Source organism: Flavobacterium tistrianum (assembly GCF_003254545.1).
GTDB classification, from domain to species: domain Bacteria; phylum Bacteroidota; class Bacteroidia; order Flavobacteriales; family Flavobacteriaceae; genus Flavobacterium; species Flavobacterium tistrianum.
On record NZ_QJRH01000065.1, the window covers coordinates 123,295 to 141,322 of the forward strand.

An 18,028-nucleotide genomic window follows, 5' to 3' on the forward strand; every position below is an offset into this window, starting at 1 on the left:
TAAAATGAACTATAAAAAAAAATATTGATTTAATTGAAGAAGCCTTTATTTTTTAAAATTAATTCACATGAAGCTCTTTTTCCGACTTTATTTTTGATAGCATTATAGTCAATAATGTATTTTGCACTAACATAAAAGATGTGTTTTAGGCGACATTATTTAATAGTCATGACGCATTGTGCTCGAAATCATTATTAATAACTCATTCAAAACTAGCAGAGTTGTATGTTTTGAATTTAAGATTTCCATTTTGTTTTACTTTTTTTAAGAAACGAGATAAAATGTTTTGTTTTTCACTATAAGATAAAATCTTACAGAAAGGCGGTTTAGTGTTAAAATTTAAACAAAAAATACCTGAAAATCAGGCTTGTATTTTGCACGGTATGATTTTTTTATATTTTTGCGATACCCAAATTTTTGTTTAACCTAAAGAAATTCAATGATTTACAAAATTTATCCGTTATTTGTGTTTTTGCTATTGTCTTTTGGAAAAGATTCAAAAAACACAGCCGATCTTAAAAAAAATGCCACTGTAAAAGCGATTGCTAAAGTCGAAAAAGTTACAGTTGATTCTAAAATCGAGAGCGTTTATAACTCTTTAAATTCGAACAATTTTAAAATGCCTGAGCTTAAAACTTTCTCAGAAGCTTTAAAAGGATTTTATTTGTTGAAAGAAAGAGGAGTGATCAAGAAAAATATCCTAACACTAATTGATTTCAGTTTGTCATCAAACACTAAACGTTTGTGGGTGATTGATTTAACTAGTAATACAATTTTGTTTAATTCGCTTGTAGCTCACGGAAGAAATACTGGTGAAGAATTTGCTTCAGCATTTTCAAATCTTAATTCATCATTTAAAAGCAGTTTAGGTTTTTATGCAACTGGTGAAATTTATCAAGGAAAACATGGCGCTTCTTTGCGTTTAGATGGTTTAGAAAATGGCGTAAATGACAATGCTCGCGAAAGAGGCGTTGTAATGCATGGTGCAGATTACGTGTCTGAGTCCTTCATCAGAGATCATAAAAGATTAGGCAGAAGTCAAGGCTGTCCAGCACTTCCAGTTGAATTAACAAATGAGATTATCGAATTAATAAAAGACAAATCGTGTTTATATATCTACCATCCTTCAAGAAGTTTTGCGATGGAAGAGAGGTTAATTTCTTAATTGCGCATATAAATCCGAATCTAAATCATAAATATCAGCTCTGAAAATGAGCTGATTTTTTTTGCTCCATGCTGTCCAATACCACTGGTATAAAGCGTACTTTTTGGTAATCTTGAAACTCATTGTTGTTTTACTAGCTATAATAGTGTCAATTCTGTCTTGAGGCCAGTTTCCATCAACATCTAATATATGTTGGGCCAGTTCCAATGGGTTTTCAACACGCACGCATCCAGAACTCATAGAACGATTATTGCGCCCAAAAATATTTCGGTGATTTGTATCGTGCAGATAAACACTGTGATGATTTGGGAATAAGATTTTCATTAATCCTAATGAGTTGTCATAACCAGGACTTTGAACATAACGATAATTGTTTGGTTTGTTTTCATTCCATGCCATCGGAGAAACAACCTTTCCAGCAGTATCATAGATAGTTATGTTCTTATTGGCTAAATAATTTCGGTTTCTTTTCATTGCAGGAACCACATCTTCTTTTAAGATTGTTGGAGGAACAGTCCATGTGGGATTAAAAACAACTGTTTTCAAAAACGAAGTAATAATAGGCGTTCTTCTTTTGCTGGTTCCAACTACAATATTTCTAACTAAAGTTGTGTCTTTGTTTTCGACAACATTTAAGCTGTAATCAGGAATATTGATAATGAAATAATTTTCAGCTAATTCTGACGGATACCATCTCCATCGTTCCAAATTGGCAATGATCTGTTTTTTTCTATCTTCTTTAGAATAATTTAAAGCGCGAATAGTTCCTGCTCCGATAATACCGTCCGAAGCTAAACCGTGCCTTTCTTGGAATCTTTTAACTGCTTCAAAAGTTTTGTGATTATAAATCTTTGTAAGGCTGTCTTTTCCAGACATGTCGTTCCAGTACAAAAGCCTTTTTTTAATGTTTATTAAAACAGGATTAGTATCGTTTAAAACAATTTTATCAGCAGATTCAATATTATTTACATTGTCGTCTGGAAAAGTATTGATGATTTCCAGTGCTTTTAGTAATTCTTTGTAAGTTTCGGTTTTAGGCTGAATATTTTCAACAATGCTATCTAATTTATTTCTATTGAAACCTTTAATTAAAACAGAATTCACATCAAATTCTTTTTCTTCCAAATCCCAATTGGTGTACAATTTTTTAGGGTCTAATTTTCCTTTATAAATATGATTTAGATATTTTTCAAAATTATAAGTCACTAAAATATCATACTTAGCCAGATCTTTATCGCTAAGTGAAGTTACTTTACTTTCGTATTTTTTAAGTTGGGATATTTTGTAATCTTCAGGTTCTAAACCTAATTCTTCTGATTTTTCTAATTGGGATAAAACAAAAGCTCTCTTTTTAAGGTTTCCCCATACGGTTTGGTTCTCAGATGCAATGTAAAATTGCTTTAAGGTTTCGCTTTTAAAAGTTCCTATTAATGCAGTGTCAATTTCGACAGTTCTCTCGTCAGTAAGTATAATTGCTGGTGCCTTTTTTTTGATATTAGATGCGGGTTTTGGATTTTCTTTTTTACAGCCCAGAAAAAGGCATATTACTACTAAAGAGTAAAGTATTCTCATTTTATAATTTTTTAAACATCAAATAATGTTCGCCGACATCTTTAATCTCAAATGCATCACCGAGTGGCCGATAGTTCATTTTTTGATAAAAGCCGACAGCGGCAGTTCTGGCATTAAACCATATCAAGTCGACTTTGTTATTATTGCAATACGTTTCGCAATGCCTTACCAAAGCCTCTCCAAATCCTTTTTTTTGATGTGTTTCTAAAACAGCCATCCCTCGAATCTGTGCTTGATTTTGAGCGGCAAATATAGGATTGATTTTTTCAAATAACGAAATAATTCCTGTTAAATTTTTGCCTTCAAATAAACCAAAATGATGCGTAGATTCGAGATCGTCTCCTTCAAATACGCAACTTTCTATGGGGTTTTCCTTTTCTTAAAACAGGTTGAGGAACGGCATAAGTTTCTTTTGATGGAATTTCTCTGATTGTAATCATGATTTTTTGAAAAAATAATGTTTTTATAACTTTTTAATTTTAAATAAGTTATAAAAAAATGTTGATTTTTATTGATTTTTTTTGCCCAAAAGCTTGTTTTTAACTGAACTTTCTTTCTATATTTGCACAACCAATGCGAAAGTAGCTCAGTTGGTAGAGCTCCAGCCTTCCAAGCTGGTTGTCGCGAGTTCGAGCCTCGTCTTTCGCTCTAAAAAGTAAACGCGTTTTACTTTATGTGAAAATAAATTTTTTGATTTTTATTTTGTTTTAAAAATTAAATTTTTTAAGTTTGCACCCGATTAATGCGAAAGTAGCTCAGTTGGTAGAGCTCCAGCCTTCCAAGCTGGTTGTCGCGAGTTCGAGCCTCGTCTTTCGCTCTTCAAAAGCCTCAAACATTGTTTGAGGCTTTTTTGTTTTTTAGACTAGACGTAAATTCTAATATTTTTAAAATTCCAAATTCCAATTCTGTATTCATTATTTTGACTTAAATTTTGGAATTTGGAATTTAAAAATTGGATTTTACTTTAAATCGCTTAAGTCGCTTTCTGGTGCTAATTCTTGTGCTTCTTGATTTTGTTTGAACAATCTCGCAGATAAAGAACCCTTCAAAGTAATTTTTTCTCCTTTAACTTCTAGCCAGCTTCCTTCTCTTAAACCTAAAACTGGAATCGAATTAAATGCATGAAATTCTTTAATTCTTGTTTCGCGAGTTTCTCCCATGTGTTTCGATTGTAAATCGGCATCCAGATAATGCGGATTTAAGTTAAAAGGAATTAATCCTAAAGTCTGAAAGCTAGGAGGGTAGATAATTGGCATGTCATTAGTGGTTTGCATTGATAAGCCGCAAATATTGCTTCCTGCACTTGATCCTAAATAAGGAGTGCCATTTTTTACAGTTTCAGAAAGCAGTTGCATAATGTTGTTTTTGTAAAGTTGGGTAACCAATAAAAAAGTATTGCCTCCTCCTGTAAAGATTCCTTCAGCGTTTTTTACTGCATCCTGCGGGTTTTCAAACTCATGAATTCCTTTTACATTGATATTGATTGTGTTAAAAGCCTCTGCGGCTTTTTTTGTGTACTCGTCATGCGAAATACCGCTTGGACGTGCATAAGGAATAAATAAGATTGTTTTACAGTTTTTAAAATGTGTTTTTAAAGTAGGTAAAATATATTCTAAGTAATTGCCTCCGTGTAAAGTAGAAGTGCTTGCGATGATAATGCTTTTCATGATGTTTAAGCTCAAATTTTTGTTTGTTAAAGGTATTAAAAAACTCTGTTTTTGATTGCGTTTTTTAATGGTTTAATTAACATATTTTTACCAAGTCGTTAATATTAAATTTGGAACGACTTAGGATATTTTTACCGTTTTAAGAATATTTTTAAATTATTTTATTTTGCTTCAGAAAATTACTTGTTTTTTAATTATTGTGGCTGGACAGGCTTGCTGGTCACAAAGCCAAGATCGCTCCGTTTTTAACGGTAAAGTGGTTTCAAATACTTCAGATTTAGAAGGGATTCATGTAATCAATGCGCAAACAGAAGAAACCGTAACAACAAACGCGGCAGGATCTTTTTCTATTTCGGCGAAAGCAAATGATATTCTGGTTTTTTCTTCAATAAGTTTTAAAGAAAAAAGGGTTTTGCTGAAACAAGAAGATTTTTCAAATCTTAATTTTTCCGTCAATCTTACAATGATTATGTATCAATTGCAAGAAGTTGTTGTGAAGCGATATGATAATATTAATGCTGAAAGTTTGGGGATAATTCCTATGGGGCAGAAAAAATACACTGCAGCAGAACGTAAATTGCAAACGGCGACTGCGCTAAATGCTACTGCAAATGGAGGAACAATGGCTGGTGGATCTATTTCTGCTGATCCATTACTGAATTTTTTCTCAGGAAGAACTGCTATGCTTAAGAAAGAAGTTGCAGTAGAAAAGAAGGAGTTTTTTATGAAACTTTTGGAAAATATGTTTAGTCTGGAACATTTTGTTGACAGATTAAAAATCCCGGCAGATTATGTCAAAGGTTTTGAGTATTATGCGGTAGAGAATGAGAAATTTACCGTGATTTTGAATTCTAAAAATAAAACTTCTACGGAGTTTTTGCTTGGAGAATTAGCTGTAAAGTATAAAGAAATGATTGCTGGTGAAAATAAGTAGGCTTATATCGATTATTGTTTTTCTTTTTGTTCAGATTGTTTTTGGACAAAAAAGCGATGCAAAACTGTTGACAGGAAAGGTGCAGGAGCAGTCTACTTCTGTTGAAGGAGTAAATATTATAAATAATGCGACTCAAGTCGCAACAGTTTCAGATTCTGAAGGTAATTTTTCAATTGTAGTCAGAGAAGGAGATGTTTTGGTTTTTTCTGCAGTAAACCTTGATCCTGTTAAGCATAGAATCACTTCAGAAGATATGACTGCCAATCTTTTGGTTATTAAAATGACTGCTAAAGAGGTGGAATTAAAAGAAGTGGTTGTGAATGAAAATGCCAATATAACTGCAGAAAATTTAGGAATTATTCCGTACGGACAAAAAAAATATACACCTGCAGAGCGAAAGGTGTATACGGCAACTTCAACATCGGTAGATAAGCTTTTAAATGCAATTTCAGGACGAACTGCAATGTTGAAAAAAGAAGTGAATGTGGAGAAAAAAGAAGCTCTTTTTAGAAAACTGGAATATCTTTTTGAAGAGAATTATTATACTAATCGATTAAAGATTCCTGTAGATGATATAAAAGGATTTCAATTATTTTGTGTAGATGATGCCGATTTTGCTGTATCTTTGAATACTAAAAACAAAACAATGAGTATGTTTTTAATCACAGATCTAGCAAGAAAATATCTAACAATTCTCGAAAATGAAAAATAAATTAGGAGTACTCGTTGTCTGCTTATTTTGTCAATTTGTATTAGGGCAAAACGGTTTCAGGAAACCATTACACGGTCAGGTTATCAATGATTTTTTAGCCATAGAAAGTGGCTATGTAATGAATATTAATGCTAATGTCAGAACATTTATTGGAGCTGGCGGTTTATTTGATATAATGGCGCAACCTAAAGATACCTTACTGTTTTCAGGTCTATCATTTCAATCAAAAAAAGTAGTTTTAACTGAAAAAGATTGTGCTGAGGTTCTTTTAAAAATAAAGCTGGATTTGGTTAATAATCAGCTTAAGGAAGTTGTGGTTCATAAAGAATTAAAAGTAAAAGCACTGCAAGGTGGTTCTCAGAAATATGTAGATATGCAGTTTGAAGATGACAAGCAGTCTACCGCAAAAAATAATGCAATGCTTTCTGATCAGACTATAAAATACGGAACTGATTTTGTTAGAATTTTTAAAGATGTCAAAAAACTTTTGAGCAAAAAAGACGAAGTAAAAGAAGAAGAAATTACAGATATTGCTTTTGTAGAATATGCGAAGGATAATTTTACAAAAGATTTTTATTCTAAAACACTCAATCTTAAAGCTGACGAAGTAGAGCTTTTCCTGATGTATTGCTCAAACGATCCGCATTCTAAAGAATTGGTAGATCCAGATCAGAAGTTTCAGTTAATGGATTTTATGATCAATAAGAATAAAGAATTTAAGAAGGCTGAGGCTGCTCAAAAATGAAAAAAAGAATAATTTATCCCTTGCTGGGAGTTTTGTTTGTATTGACTTCGGCATTTGCTTTTCATAAATTTTATGTTGGTGTTTTTCAGGTAAATTATGCTGCAGAAAAAAAGATGTTGCAAATTACTTCTCGCATTTTTATTGATGATTTGAACAATGCAATGGAGAAAAAGTATCATAAAAAGACATTTGTTGGTACAAGCAAAGAAACTCCAGCAGATGTTGAATTATTGAAAAAATATCTATCCGAACATTTTTTAATTAAAGTAAATGGGCAGTCAAAAGCGATAACTTTTTTATCTAAAGAAGTTGAGACTGATGATGTTTTGGTTTGTTATTCCAGAATTAAAGACGTGGATAAATTCAAAACCCTTGAAATTTCAAACACTATTTTGGTTGATTGGAATTCAGAACAGCAAAACATTACGCATATTTCAGCATTTGATACAAAAAGAAGTGTGCTTTTTACAGAATCTTCAAGGAAAGAATTGTTAAAATATTAAGATATTGATAAAATTAATGTTTTAATTACTATTTTCACAGCCTAAAGAAATTACCATTAAATTTTTATGAAAAAACTTTCATTATTATTGCTTTTTCCTGCAATGTTAGTGGCGCAGGATAAACCAGTAACAGCTCCTGCCAAACAACAAGGAAAGTACGACACCAACAAGTTTAGCCAAATGTACGATTTGTTGGCAACACCAAATATGTTTCGTACAGCTTCTGGAGCTCCAGGACCAGCTTACTACCAACAGCAGGCAGATTACAAAATCGATGTTGAACTGGATGATAAAAATTCAAAATTAAGCGGATCTGAAACTATTACCTATACTAATAATTCGCCAGATAGTCTGGAATATTTATGGGTTCAATTAGATCAAAATCAGGCAAAAGCAAATACACAAAGTTCATTAGCAGAAAGTGATAAAATTAATCAGGTTTTGCCACTTGATGGTTTTTCTTCTAAATATTTGAAAAAAGATTTAGAGCGTGGTTTTAATATTGAACAAGTTAAAGATGCTAAAGGAAGTGCCATGTCTTATACGATCAACGAAACGATGATGCGTATTAATTTGACTTCGCCTTTAAAACCTGGAGAGAAAATTTCATTCTCAATCAAATGGTGGTATAATATTAACAACTACAGAAAAGAAGGCGGTCGTTCAGGATATGAACTATTCGAGAAAGACGGCAATAAATTATATGTAATCGCGCAATTCTACCCAAGAATGGCGGTTTACAATGATGTTGAAGGATGGCAAAATATGCAATTCTGGGGAAGCGGAGAGTTTGCTCTTCCTTTCGGAAACTTTGATGTAAACATTACAGTGCCTGCAGATCACGTAATCGATGCGACAGGAGAATTAATGAATAGAGCCGAAGTATTTACAGCTGAACAGGTGAAAAGATACGAACAAGCGCAAAAGTCATTTGACAAACCAGTTGTAATTGTAACGCAAGCAGAAGCCGAAGCGGCTGAAAAAGGTTTTTCTGAAAAGAAAAAAACTTGGAAATTCAGCGCTAAAAATGTTCGTGATTTCGGAATTGCTTCTTCAAGAAAATTCATTTACGATGCAATGGCTGTGAAAATCGGAAACAGAACTGTTATGGCAGAATCTGTTTATCCAAAAGAAGCAAATCCGCTTTGGGGAGAAACTTCTACAATGGTTGTGGCTCATACTTTAAAAAGCTATTCTTCTCATACTTTTGATTATCCTTATCCAAAAGCAGTTTCTGTTTCTGCAGAAGATCAAGGTATGGAATATCCAATGATTTGCTGGAATTATGGTCGTCCTGACGAAAATGGTGTAACCAGCAAAGAAGTTAAAAACGGAATGATTGGTGTTATTATCCACGAAGTTGGACACACTTTCTTCCCTATGATTGTAAACTCTGACGAACGCCAATGGACTTGGATGGATGAAGGTTTGAATTCGTTCTTACAATATTTGGCTGAACAGGAGTTAGATTCAAATTTCCCTTCAAGAAGAGGACCTGCAAAAAATATTGTTCCTTACATGAGCGGTGATCAAAAGTTTTTAGAGCCTATTATGTCTAACTCAGAAACGATTCACCAATTCGGAAATAATGCTTACGGAAAACCAGCTACAGGTCTTAATATTTTAAGAGAAGTAGTTATGGGAAGAGAATTATTTGATCATGCATTCAGAACCTATGCAAACAGATGGAAGTTTAAGCACCCAACGCCAGAAGATTTCTTTAGAACAATGGAAGATGCTTCTGCAGTAGATTTAGATTGGTTCTGGAGAGGTTGGTTCTACTCAACAGATTTTGTTGATATCGGAATTAAAGATGTAAAACAATATTACGTTTCAGATACTCCAACTGCAGATATTAAAGATGTTAAAGTAAGAAAAGGGCGTTTTGGATTCGAAAAAGGACCTTTTGTTTACTTGGTTGCAGGAGATAACGCAGAAGTAAGCGATTCTAAGAAAAAAGCTTTAAAAGTAGAAGATTTTAAACCTTTAGCAGATTATGTAGATCAGACTTTTACAGCTGAGGAAAAAGCGAGTATTAAATCTCCTAAGTATTTCTACGAAGTAGAGTTTAATAAACCAGGCGGAATGATTATGCCTATTTTAGTTGAGATTACTTACGAAGATGGTTCTAAAGACAATTACAAATATCCAGCGCAAATTTGGAGAAAAAGTAATGATACGGCTAGAAAAGTTTACGCTACTACAAAAGCAATTAAGAGTATTCAAATTGACCCGCAATTGCTAACGGCAGATATTGATGTAACTAATAACTCTTGGCCAAAAGTAGAAACAAAGTCAAAATTTGACTAAATAAATTAAAAATATATAAAAAGCTCATCAGGTTTATAAATGCTTGATGAGCTTTTTTATTTTAATTAAATGCATTTTCAAGGACTTTTTAAGTTAATTTTAAAACTCTAAGCTGCAAAATTTAATATCTTTGCGACTACAAAATTAAAAGTTATGTTTGGTATAGGAGGAGGAGAATTAGTTTTTATTCTGTTTATTGTGCTAATGCTTTTTGGTTCTGATAAAGTGCCGGAAATCGCTCGTACAATGGGAAAAGCTATGGCTCAATTAAAAAATGCGACTAATGATATTAAAAGCGAAATTCAGAAAGGAGCAGAGGCTAATGGTCTTGATGCAAAATCTCTGAATGATATTACTGGAAATATCAATGCAGAAATTAATAATGCAAAATCGAATTTACTTGGAGATTCAGGAAATCTTTTAGGAGATACTGCAACTGAAATCGAAAAAGTAAAAGAAGATATTGACACTCTTTCTGGACCTATTAAACGCCAAATGTAATGCTTGAAAAAATACAGGAATTAGATAAAGATCTTTTAATCTTTCTTAATGGATTAGGCTCTGAAACATACGATAAATTATGGCTTATTATTACCAATCAATTGTATTGGACGCCATTTTTCTTATTTCTATTCTATCTTATTTATAAAAAAATTGGAGGAAAACAAACCCTATATTTATTGCTTTTTATTGCAGTTCTGATTGCCTTTACAGATCAAACCTGTAACTTATTCAAACATACTTTTCAGCGTTTGCGACCATGTAATGATCCAGAAATAAATTCAATTATTAGAGTTGTTCAGGTTAGAAAATCATATAGCTTTTTCTCTGGACATGCGGCTAATACTATGGCGGTGGCGACTTTCTTATTTTTGATTTTAAAGCGCTATTTCAAATATTTCGGATTCATATTTCTTTGGCCTTTAATCTTTGCTTACAGCCGAATTTATTTAGGATTACATTTTCCTGGTGATATCCTTACAGGTTATTTCTTCGGAGCTCTTTTCGGATTTTTACTTTATTTAGTTTATAGAAAACTAAAACCACAGTATTTTCCGGGATAGATTTTTTTAGAAAGGTTCTAAGTTGCTAAGGAACTGAGGTTCTAAGGTTTTTCTTTAGGATTTTGAAAAACATATAATTGAATTGCCTCCAGCTTTAGCTGGAGGTTTTTTTATGAGCAAATAAATAGGCTTTAGCCAAAACACCTCCGAGTATTTGGCTAAAGCCTTGGATTCTAGATGAGATTCCTCCAGCTAAAGCCGGAGGCAACACAATAATATATTTGTTCCGTTTAAGAAACTTAGCATCTTAGGATCTTAGCATCTTTTAAAAAAAAACTAATTCAGGATTGTTTTTTCACTCCATTCCAAACCATTTGGAAGCTGTTGTTTGCTGAATTCAATATGAATAACTCTTCTTCGTTCGTTATTTGTGGTTTTGTTCGAAGCATGAAAAAGGAGCGGTTTCATAATCATAATACCGCCTTTTTCGACTTCACAAATCGTTTCTTTTTCTTTTTCGAAATCAAGATTTTCAATTCGTAAAATTCCTTTTGAATGTGAATTATTGATCACTTTTAAAGCGCCATTGTCTTTGGTGGTTTTGTCGATATGAATTCTTATTGTGAAATTATTTTCTAATATTTCTGTAGGTGGCTGAACTGCAAATTGATTTTGTTTTACAGTCCAGTTTCCAAAATTTTCAGCTTCAATTTTTTGATTTACAGAAATTGTTAAATCTTGATGATAAGCTACAAACCAATTTGATTTTTCGGGTTTATCAAAATAAATCGATTTGGTTATGAAATATCCCTTTCCAAAATTTGTTTCGATAATTTCTTTTAAATTTTCATTAAAAATAAAATCTAAAGTCTCAGGTATTTCTTTGTGAAATTGTCTGATGGCAAATAAATCTTGTGATTTTCTGAAAGTTGTATTATCTGAAGCATTCTTAGTTTTGTTTTCAATCAATGCGATTAGATTTTTAATTTCATTTTCTGTGAAAACATTATTTATAATTGAAAAGCCTTCAGAGTTAATTTCAGTTCTGTAATTCATCTTAAAAAAATTGAATTGCCTCCAGCTTTAGCTGATGGTAAAATAATATTGAAAGGAAAAGGCTTTAACCAATTAGAGAGTATTTAATTTGGCTAAAGCCTTGGTATCTTAATTTTGTTCCTCCAGCTAAAGCTGGAGCAAGTCATTTTCTGTTTTTATAAAACCCTACTCACAGTCAATCCATCGCGAATTGGCAATAAAACCGTTTCTACTCTAGGATCGTCTTTTAAAAGCTGATTATATTCTAAAAGTACTTTTGTACTTGCATCATTTGGATGAACCGGTTCTAGAATTTTTCCGCTCCATAAAACATTATCTGATAAAATAATGCCGCCTTTATTCATTTTTGGAACAATCATTTGCCAGTAATTCAAGTAATTTTCTTTATCGGCATCGATAAAAACCAAATCAAATTTCAGGTCTAAATCTGGAATAATGTTTACTGCTTCGCCTAAATGCTGAAAAATTTGTTTTCCCCAAGGCGATGCATCAAAATATTTTCTCTGAAAATCAACTAATTCTTCTTTGATGTCAATTGTATGAAGTTGTCCATTCTCTTGCATTCCTTCGCACAAACACAAAGCAGCGTAGCCAGTATATGTTCCAATTTCAAGAATATTAACTGGACGAATCAGTTTTGAAAGCATGCTTAAAACACGGCCTTGAAAGTGACCACTTAGCATTCTCGGTAAAAGTATTTTCTGGTAAGTTTCTTTATTAAGTTTCGCCAATAATTCTGGTTCGTTTTCAGAATGCTGTTCGATGTAATCTTCTAATTCTTGAGATATAAAATGCATGTTGTAGTATCTTGTAATTTGAAGACAAAAATACAAAATTATCTGGTTGCGATTGGGCATAAAAAAAAACCATCCGCGAACGGCGGATGGTTTCTGTTTGCGTTAGGATGAAATTTATTTTTTCAAAGCTTCGTTTACCTCTTTAGCTGTTTTCACGGTTCCGTCTTTTGCAGCTTTTGCAGCATTTTCTACTTTTTCAGCTCCTTTTTTAGTAGCATCTTTTACATCTTCAGCTGCTTTTTTAGTAGCGTCTTTTACATCATTTGCCGCTTTTTCTGTAGCATCTTTAGCTTTTGTAGCTGTAGTTTCGGCTTTGCTTACAGCACTGTCTTTTACCTCTTCAATATCAGATGTAAGAGAATCTACTTTGTTTCCAAGTGTTAACTCGTCTTCAGCAGTTTTGTTTTCTTTTTTCTCGCATGATTGAACAGCGAATGCTAATAAAGCAATTACAGCTAAACTTAAAATCTGTTTTTTCATAATTTTCATTTTTTTTTAGGTTGATAAAACTTAAAGGTTAAATGGCTGAAAAATAAAATTACAAATTTTAAAATGATTGAGCTCTTTGTAAGATTATTTTTCTTTTAAGAGCTAGACAATTCTCGTGCCAAAATTTTTAAATTATGATGTGACACTATTTTTTTTAGAAGAAAAAAATTAGTTTTTGTATAAACTGAAATTAATAACAATGTCATCTTTTACTTTAATGAGCCCAGCCATTTTTACTGGCGGTTCCAATTCAATATCTGAGAACTTTAAACTAAGTGTTCCTTGAATTTTATCGTCGGTGTTATATAGTATAAAATCTTTGTATTTGAGTGTTTTGTCTGTTATAAAAAAGTTTAGCCTGCATTTGTAATTTTTTCCACAAGGCTTAATATCGCTTATAGAAACTGTACTGTTGGGGAATTTTTTCACTTTTACGGTTCCTTGTAAATCTTTCGTCATTATTTTATTTCCACAATCAAAGTTTGACATTTTAATGTCGGTATTAAAAGTGTTTTTTTTAACTGAGTTTACGTAAACAGTATCCTTAATAGTAAACGTATTTGAGCAATTGTATTTGCCAACAGTTGATAAGCCAGTGATTTCTATCTTTATTTTATTTATTACCACAGCTGTATCCTCTGCATAAAAAGTGGGTTTAGCACTTCCTAAGAAAAAGAAAACTACTAAACCCATAATTAAGATTGAAAATCTTGTTTTCATTTTTTTTTATATTAGAATGCAATTGTTGCTTCGAATACTAAACCTTCAAATTTACCACCATAAAAGTTGTTAAGATTTCCAGTAGCAGGATCTCCTGTAAATTGTGAATAATCTTTATATTTTTGATTAACGTAGTTTAATTTAGCTAAAATGTTTTTAGTCATAAACCAGCCAGCGCTTGCTTCAAACTTATCTACAGTAACCTTTTTAGCATCAGCATTAGATAATTTTCCAGATACGGTATTGTATTTTCCTCCGATATAGAATTGTTCTGTTTTTCCAAATCTGTAAATAAGCTCTGAAGCATATTGATTAGCGGTACGTTTGTCATCAGTACCAACTTTATCTCCTCCTGAAGCTAATTCGATTGTTCCGAAGAATTCAAGTCCTTTATATTTTACAAATGGGTTAATCATGTAGGTAGTAGCCCAATTTTTGAAATTAGGGTTAAACGTAGCCTCTGGAGTAGATGTTTTATTGAAACTAGTAGGTACATCAGTTGTAGTTGTAGAAATGACAGTTCCATTTGCATCCGTTTTAGTAATCGTATTTTTATAAGCATTATTATTCAATATACCCCAATACCCAAATCCAGATCTATTAGCAGCATATATGTTTGCGTTACCAAGATTTGCATTATGATAAAGAGAACCAGTTAATCTCACTCTTAAATCTTCATTAAGCTGTTTGTCATAACCCAATTTAGCTAAGATTGAAGGGCTATGCGTTGTGTTAGCGTTTGGTCCAGCAGGGTAAAAAACCTCTTCGTTACTTTGATTTAAATTACCGTTTGTAACACCTAACATACTTACCAATCCATTTCTGTTATAGTAAACCTCCATACCCATTTCTGTAGTGAAAGAATACATAATGTTATTTCCAACAAATGCATTTCTGATTGTATTACCATTATCAGAACCTCTGAAGTGAGCATCACCAAAATTGTTCTCCATTTGTCCAATTTTAATTGTAGCATATTTCATGAAATCAGCCAAGAAGTCTTTTTTGATGAAGTCTAACTTGTCAATTTGCAAGTATCCACCTTTTACATAAGAATCATTGTGGTGTCTTGATGCTAAATAAACATCTAAATTCACTCTTACTCCGTCAAACAATTGAGCACCAATATACATATCAGCTGCAGGAAGAGTAAAATTGTTTTCAGTATTCATTAAACGATATCCCGTAATTGATCTAGTGGTTGTTCCAGTAGCTGTTGTGGTTGTAGTCGTAATGTTATTTGGTTGGTCGTTGAATGAATTTGTTGCTTGAAAATCCATGTTGAAAGCACCACCAAGATCAATGCTAAGACCTTTAAATTCTCGATTGTCTTTTTGTACGTCGAAAACGTTGATACCATCTTTTCCTCTAGAGATTTGATTTTGCATGTTTCCAAAACTGACCTGTGCCTGAACAGCAAATGTGCTGATTAATGTGACGAATAGAATAGAAATTTTCTTCATGGCGTTTATAAATTAAAGTTTAAATTGAATTTTATAGTTAGGTCTTGACCTGTTTTTATTGTTCCAAGCATTGCTGTTGGAGACTTCATTCCAAAATCTGTAAAAGTGATTTTGTTAGTTCCCTGAAGGTTCAATCCGTCTTTTGTAACAGTTGTTTTTACAGAAGTTTTGTAAACTTTGCTAACTCCAGCAATGGTGTAAGTTCCTGTAAGTTCCCAAGTAGTTTCATTTACTTTTTCAGCAGATTTAAGAACATATTTAATTTGTTTGTTTTTATCTGTTTTTAAAGTTTCGTAAGCTACTTTGTCCATGCTTTTTTTCTCGCTTTTTACGCTTTCAGCTAAAAGAGTTACTGTCAAAGCTTCAATATCGGTTAGCTTTCCGTTGGCAATGTTCAATGATGCCGTTCCAGTTCCAGAAGCCGACTTCATTTCCCAGTCGTGAAGCGTAGAAGTGCCCGCAACAGAAAAAGTTGATTTGCTATCTAAAGCATATGATTTTTGTGCTGTTGCTAAAGTGCTGATTCCTAAAAATGCGGTTACAATGGTGAAAAGTTTTAATGTATTTGTTTTCATTTTTGTCATGTTTAAATTGTAAAAAAATAAGTTAATCGTCGGCCAGTTTCTATTTAGTACTAAGAATGTTGTTTTAACTTGAATCAAAGATCCTTTTATAAATCAGCTTTGTACATGATAAAAATCATTGTTAAAATTTTATTAAATAGGTATTTAATAACTACAACGTTTTCATTTTTTAGAGAATCGATAACTAAAGCAAAAAGGAAGGTTTGATTTTATCAAATTGATATTTTTTAACATTTAGTTTGAATTACTAAAAAGTTAAAAAGAAGTATTCTTTAACATTTCCAATAAGATTTTAGCTCAAAATAATATTGAAGATTACAGTTAGATCTTTACCTGCTTTTACAACACCCAAAGCCGCTTTAGGAGGTGTCATTTCAAAATCGCCAAAAGTAATTTGATTAGAACCTTGCAAAATGAAACTTCCTTTGCTGCTAGTTACCTTTACCTGAGTTTTGTATTCTTTGCTCACGCCAGCAATAGTATAAACCCCTGTTAAGTTCCAAGTTGTTTCATCTATCTTTTCTGCAGATTTTAAAACATACTCAATGTATTTGTGAGTTTCGGTGTCCATGGCTTCATAAGCTACTTTGTCCATACTTGCTTTATAGCTTTTTAGACTTTCGGCCAATAAGGAAACAGTCAAACTATTTATTCCAGTTAGTTTAGAGTCTTTAACCATTAGACTGGCAGTTCCTATTCCTTCTGTAGATTTCATGACCCAATCGTGTACGGTAGAAGTTCCTGCTACTTCAAAAGTTGAATTTGGATTTACATTATAAGTTCTTTGCGCACTTGTTTGTAAAGAAATAAAAGTGAAGATTACGGTTGATAGGATTGATTTAATTGTTTTCATCTTGATAATGTATAGGTTATTTTAATTAGGAAAGTTCTTTGGTGTGGTTGTGAACTAACCTTGTTTCTTGGTTCAAAATTATTGTGGACATTGTGGAAACGAGATGATAAAAATCATGGCTAAAGTTTTATTAAATTTTTATAGTAAAGGATAGACCATATATTGCTACACAATTCAAAAGCTTTTTGATGAATTGTTTTTAGTGTAAATAATTGTCTTTTATTGGTTTATGTGTTTTTGCGAAAAACCTTGACAATTTGCCTTTTTTGAAACAGATTTTAAGAATGTATCTAAAAAGGAAAGAAAAATGACAAAAGTGATTAACTTTGCAGCATGCAAATGGAGAAAAAAGACATACGAGCCTTATCAAAAGAACAGCTTCGCGATTTTTTTGTTGAAAATGGAGATAAAGCTTTCCGTGGAAATCAGGTTTATGAATGGTTGTGGAGCAAAGGCGCACACAGTTTTGAAGATATGACAAATGTAGCGAAAGCTACAAGATCAATGCTTGAAAATAGTTTTGTAATCAATCATATTAAGGTTGATACCATGCAGAAGAGTAGTGACGGAACGGTAAAAAATGCCGTTCGACTTCATGACGGGCTTGTGGTTGAATCGGTTTTAATTCCGACAGAAACAAGAACTACTGCCTGTGTTTCTAGTCAAGTTGGTTGCAGTTTAGATTGTAATTTCTGCGCAACAGCAAGATTAAAAAGAATGAGAAATCTAGAACCAGGCGAAATTTACGATCAGGTTCTGGCTATCGATAAAGAAAGTCGTTTATACTACAATCATCCGCTTTCAAATATCGTTTTTATGGGAATGGGAGAACCTTTAATGAATTATAACAATGTCATTAAAGCGATCGATATGATTACTTCAGAAGAAGGTTTAGGAATGTCTCCCAAACGAATTATGGTTTCGACATCAGGAATTCCGAAAATGATCAAAAAAATGGCTGATGATGATGTGAAGTTCAAATTGGCAGTTTCATTGCACTCTGCAATTGATGAAACTCGCGCACGCATTATGCCTTTCAGCAAAAACTTCCCTTTAAAAGATTTACGAGAAGCTTTGGAATATTGGTATAGAAAAACCAAAAGCAAAGTATCGTATGAATATGTAGTTTGGAAAGGAATTAACGATGATAAAGCTTCGGTTGATGCGTTAGTTAAATTCTGTAAATATGTACCGTGCAAAGTCAATTTGATCGAATACAATCCGATTGATGATGGCGAATTCCAACAAGCTTCAGAAGAATCGATTATGGCTTACATAAAAGCGCTTGAGAATATTGGAGTAGTTGTAAAAGTAAGACGAAGCCGAGGAAAAGACATCGATGCAGCCTGCGGACAATTAGCCAACAAAGAAGCGTAAAATACTCCGTAGGATTATCTGGTCGATAGAAAAAAATATTGAGAATGATGAATATGTCCCATCGGGACATTTGATTG

The 18,028-nt window shown here is 32.6% G+C and carries 19 protein-coding genes and 2 tRNA genes; 11 read left to right on the forward strand and 10 right to left on the reverse strand.

The features are described 5' to 3' along the window. Positions 1-439: 439 nt before the first annotated feature. Complete coding sequence (locus DMB71_RS07555; RefSeq protein WP_111365001.1) at positions 440-1,165, forward strand: murein L,D-transpeptidase catalytic domain family protein; 726 nt, start codon at positions 440-442, stop codon at positions 1,163-1,165. Here the strand turns inward: DMB71_RS07555 and DMB71_RS07560 are convergent. Both DMB71_RS07560 and DMB71_RS22165 read right to left on the reverse strand, forming a co-directional pair. After that, entirely contained in the window at positions 1,154-2,737 is a 1,584-nt protein-coding gene (locus tag DMB71_RS07560; RefSeq protein WP_111365003.1) for a L,D-transpeptidase family protein, read from the reverse strand. The genes DMB71_RS07555 and DMB71_RS07560 overlap by 12 nt on opposite strands. 1 nt (position 2,738) lies before the next feature. Beyond that, positions 2,739-3,101 carry a GNAT family N-acetyltransferase gene (locus DMB71_RS22165; RefSeq protein WP_317048396.1) on the reverse strand — a complete coding sequence of 121 codons (363 nt, stop codon included), beginning with the start codon at positions 3,099-3,101 and terminating at the stop codon, positions 2,739-2,741. Between the two features lie 211 nt (positions 3,102-3,312). Between DMB71_RS22165 and DMB71_RS07570 the strand changes: the two genes are divergently transcribed. Continuing rightward, positions 3,313-3,385: transfer RNA gene (locus DMB71_RS07570), tRNA-Gly, on the forward strand. A 96-nt stretch (positions 3,386-3,481) separates the two neighbouring features. Beyond that, positions 3,482-3,554: transfer RNA gene (locus DMB71_RS07575), tRNA-Gly, on the forward strand. A gap of 142 nt (positions 3,555-3,696) precedes the next feature. On the opposite strand, the gene pepE is transcribed toward DMB71_RS07575, so the two are convergent. Continuing rightward, positions 3,697-4,404 (reverse strand): dipeptidase PepE, encoded by a 708-nt coding sequence (pepE, locus tag DMB71_RS07580; RefSeq protein WP_111365005.1) that lies wholly within the window; start codon positions 4,402-4,404, stop codon positions 3,697-3,699. Positions 4,405-4,570: 166 nt separating this feature from the next. Here pepE and DMB71_RS07585 point away from each other — a divergent pair, with 166 nt between their 5' ends. The 7 genes from DMB71_RS07585 (at position 4,571) to DMB71_RS07615 (ending at position 10,672) form a co-directional block, all read left to right on the forward strand. Then, complete coding sequence (locus DMB71_RS07585; protein WP_111365007.1) at positions 4,571-5,338, forward strand: carboxypeptidase-like regulatory domain-containing protein; 768 nt, start codon at positions 4,571-4,573, stop codon at positions 5,336-5,338. Further along, the gene (locus tag DMB71_RS07590; RefSeq protein ID WP_111365131.1) at positions 5,325-6,050 is read left to right on the forward strand and encodes a carboxypeptidase-like regulatory domain-containing protein; all 726 of its coding nucleotides are present in this window, start codon (positions 5,325-5,327) and stop codon (positions 6,048-6,050) included. Before DMB71_RS07585 ends, DMB71_RS07590 begins: the two co-directional genes overlap by 14 nt. After that, on the forward strand, positions 6,040-6,795 hold the full coding sequence (locus tag DMB71_RS07595) for a hypothetical protein (protein ID WP_111365008.1): 756 nt from the start codon (positions 6,040-6,042) through the stop codon (positions 6,793-6,795). Before DMB71_RS07590 ends, DMB71_RS07595 begins: the two co-directional genes overlap by 11 nt. Then, positions 6,792-7,298 carry a DUF6702 family protein gene (locus DMB71_RS07600; RefSeq protein ID WP_111365010.1) on the forward strand — a complete coding sequence of 169 codons (507 nt, stop codon included), beginning with the start codon at positions 6,792-6,794 and terminating at the stop codon, positions 7,296-7,298. Before DMB71_RS07595 ends, DMB71_RS07600 begins: the two co-directional genes overlap by 4 nt. Before the next feature lie 66 nt (positions 7,299-7,364). Then, entirely contained in the window at positions 7,365-9,608 is a 2,244-nt protein-coding gene (locus DMB71_RS07605) for a M1 family metallopeptidase (protein WP_111365011.1), read from the forward strand. A gap of 153 nt (positions 9,609-9,761) precedes the next feature. Further along, positions 9,762-10,109 (forward strand): Sec-independent protein translocase subunit TatA/TatB, encoded by a 348-nt coding sequence (locus DMB71_RS07610; protein ID WP_111365013.1) that lies wholly within the window; start codon positions 9,762-9,764, stop codon positions 10,107-10,109. Continuing rightward, positions 10,109-10,672: a phosphatase PAP2 family protein gene (locus DMB71_RS07615; RefSeq protein ID WP_091492530.1), complete on the forward strand. Its 564-nt coding sequence runs from the start codon at positions 10,109-10,111 to the stop codon at positions 10,670-10,672. The genes DMB71_RS07610 and DMB71_RS07615 overlap by 1 nt, the downstream gene beginning before the upstream one ends. Before the next feature lie 276 nt (positions 10,673-10,948). Here DMB71_RS07615 and DMB71_RS07620 read toward each other — a convergent pair whose 3' ends face one another. The 7 genes from DMB71_RS07620 to DMB71_RS07650 form a co-directional block, all read right to left on the reverse strand. After that, complete coding sequence (locus DMB71_RS07620; RefSeq protein ID WP_111365015.1) at positions 10,949-11,668, reverse strand: phytanoyl-CoA dioxygenase family protein; 720 nt, start codon at positions 11,666-11,668, stop codon at positions 10,949-10,951. A 155-nt stretch (positions 11,669-11,823) separates the two neighbouring features. Then, the gene (locus DMB71_RS07625) at positions 11,824-12,465 is read right to left on the reverse strand and encodes an O-methyltransferase (RefSeq protein WP_111365017.1); all 642 of its coding nucleotides are present in this window, start codon (positions 12,463-12,465) and stop codon (positions 11,824-11,826) included. A 114-nt stretch (positions 12,466-12,579) separates the two neighbouring features. Beyond that, complete coding sequence (locus DMB71_RS07630) at positions 12,580-12,945, reverse strand: hypothetical protein (protein WP_111365132.1); 366 nt, start codon at positions 12,943-12,945, stop codon at positions 12,580-12,582. A 177-nt stretch (positions 12,946-13,122) separates the two neighbouring features. Further along, the gene (locus DMB71_RS07635) at positions 13,123-13,674 is read right to left on the reverse strand and encodes a hypothetical protein (protein ID WP_111365019.1); all 552 of its coding nucleotides are present in this window, start codon (positions 13,672-13,674) and stop codon (positions 13,123-13,125) included. 11 nt (positions 13,675-13,685) lie between these two features. After that, entirely contained in the window at positions 13,686-15,137 is a 1,452-nt protein-coding gene (locus tag DMB71_RS07640; RefSeq protein ID WP_111365020.1) for a hypothetical protein, read from the reverse strand. Between the two features lie 5 nt (positions 15,138-15,142). Then, positions 15,143-15,712, reverse strand: coding sequence for a YceI family protein (locus tag DMB71_RS07645; RefSeq protein WP_239452944.1), 570 nt, complete (start codon positions 15,710-15,712; stop codon positions 15,143-15,145). A gap of 301 nt (positions 15,713-16,013) precedes the next feature. After that, the gene (locus DMB71_RS07650; protein ID WP_111365023.1) at positions 16,014-16,574 is read right to left on the reverse strand and encodes a YceI family protein; all 561 of its coding nucleotides are present in this window, start codon (positions 16,572-16,574) and stop codon (positions 16,014-16,016) included. A 333-nt stretch (positions 16,575-16,907) separates the two neighbouring features. Here DMB71_RS07650 and rlmN point away from each other — a divergent pair, with 333 nt between their 5' ends. Beyond that, entirely contained in the window at positions 16,908-17,951 is a 1,044-nt protein-coding gene (gene rlmN / locus DMB71_RS07655) for a 23S rRNA (adenine(2503)-C(2))-methyltransferase RlmN (RefSeq protein WP_111365025.1), read from the forward strand. Positions 17,952-18,028: the final 77 nt, after the last annotated feature.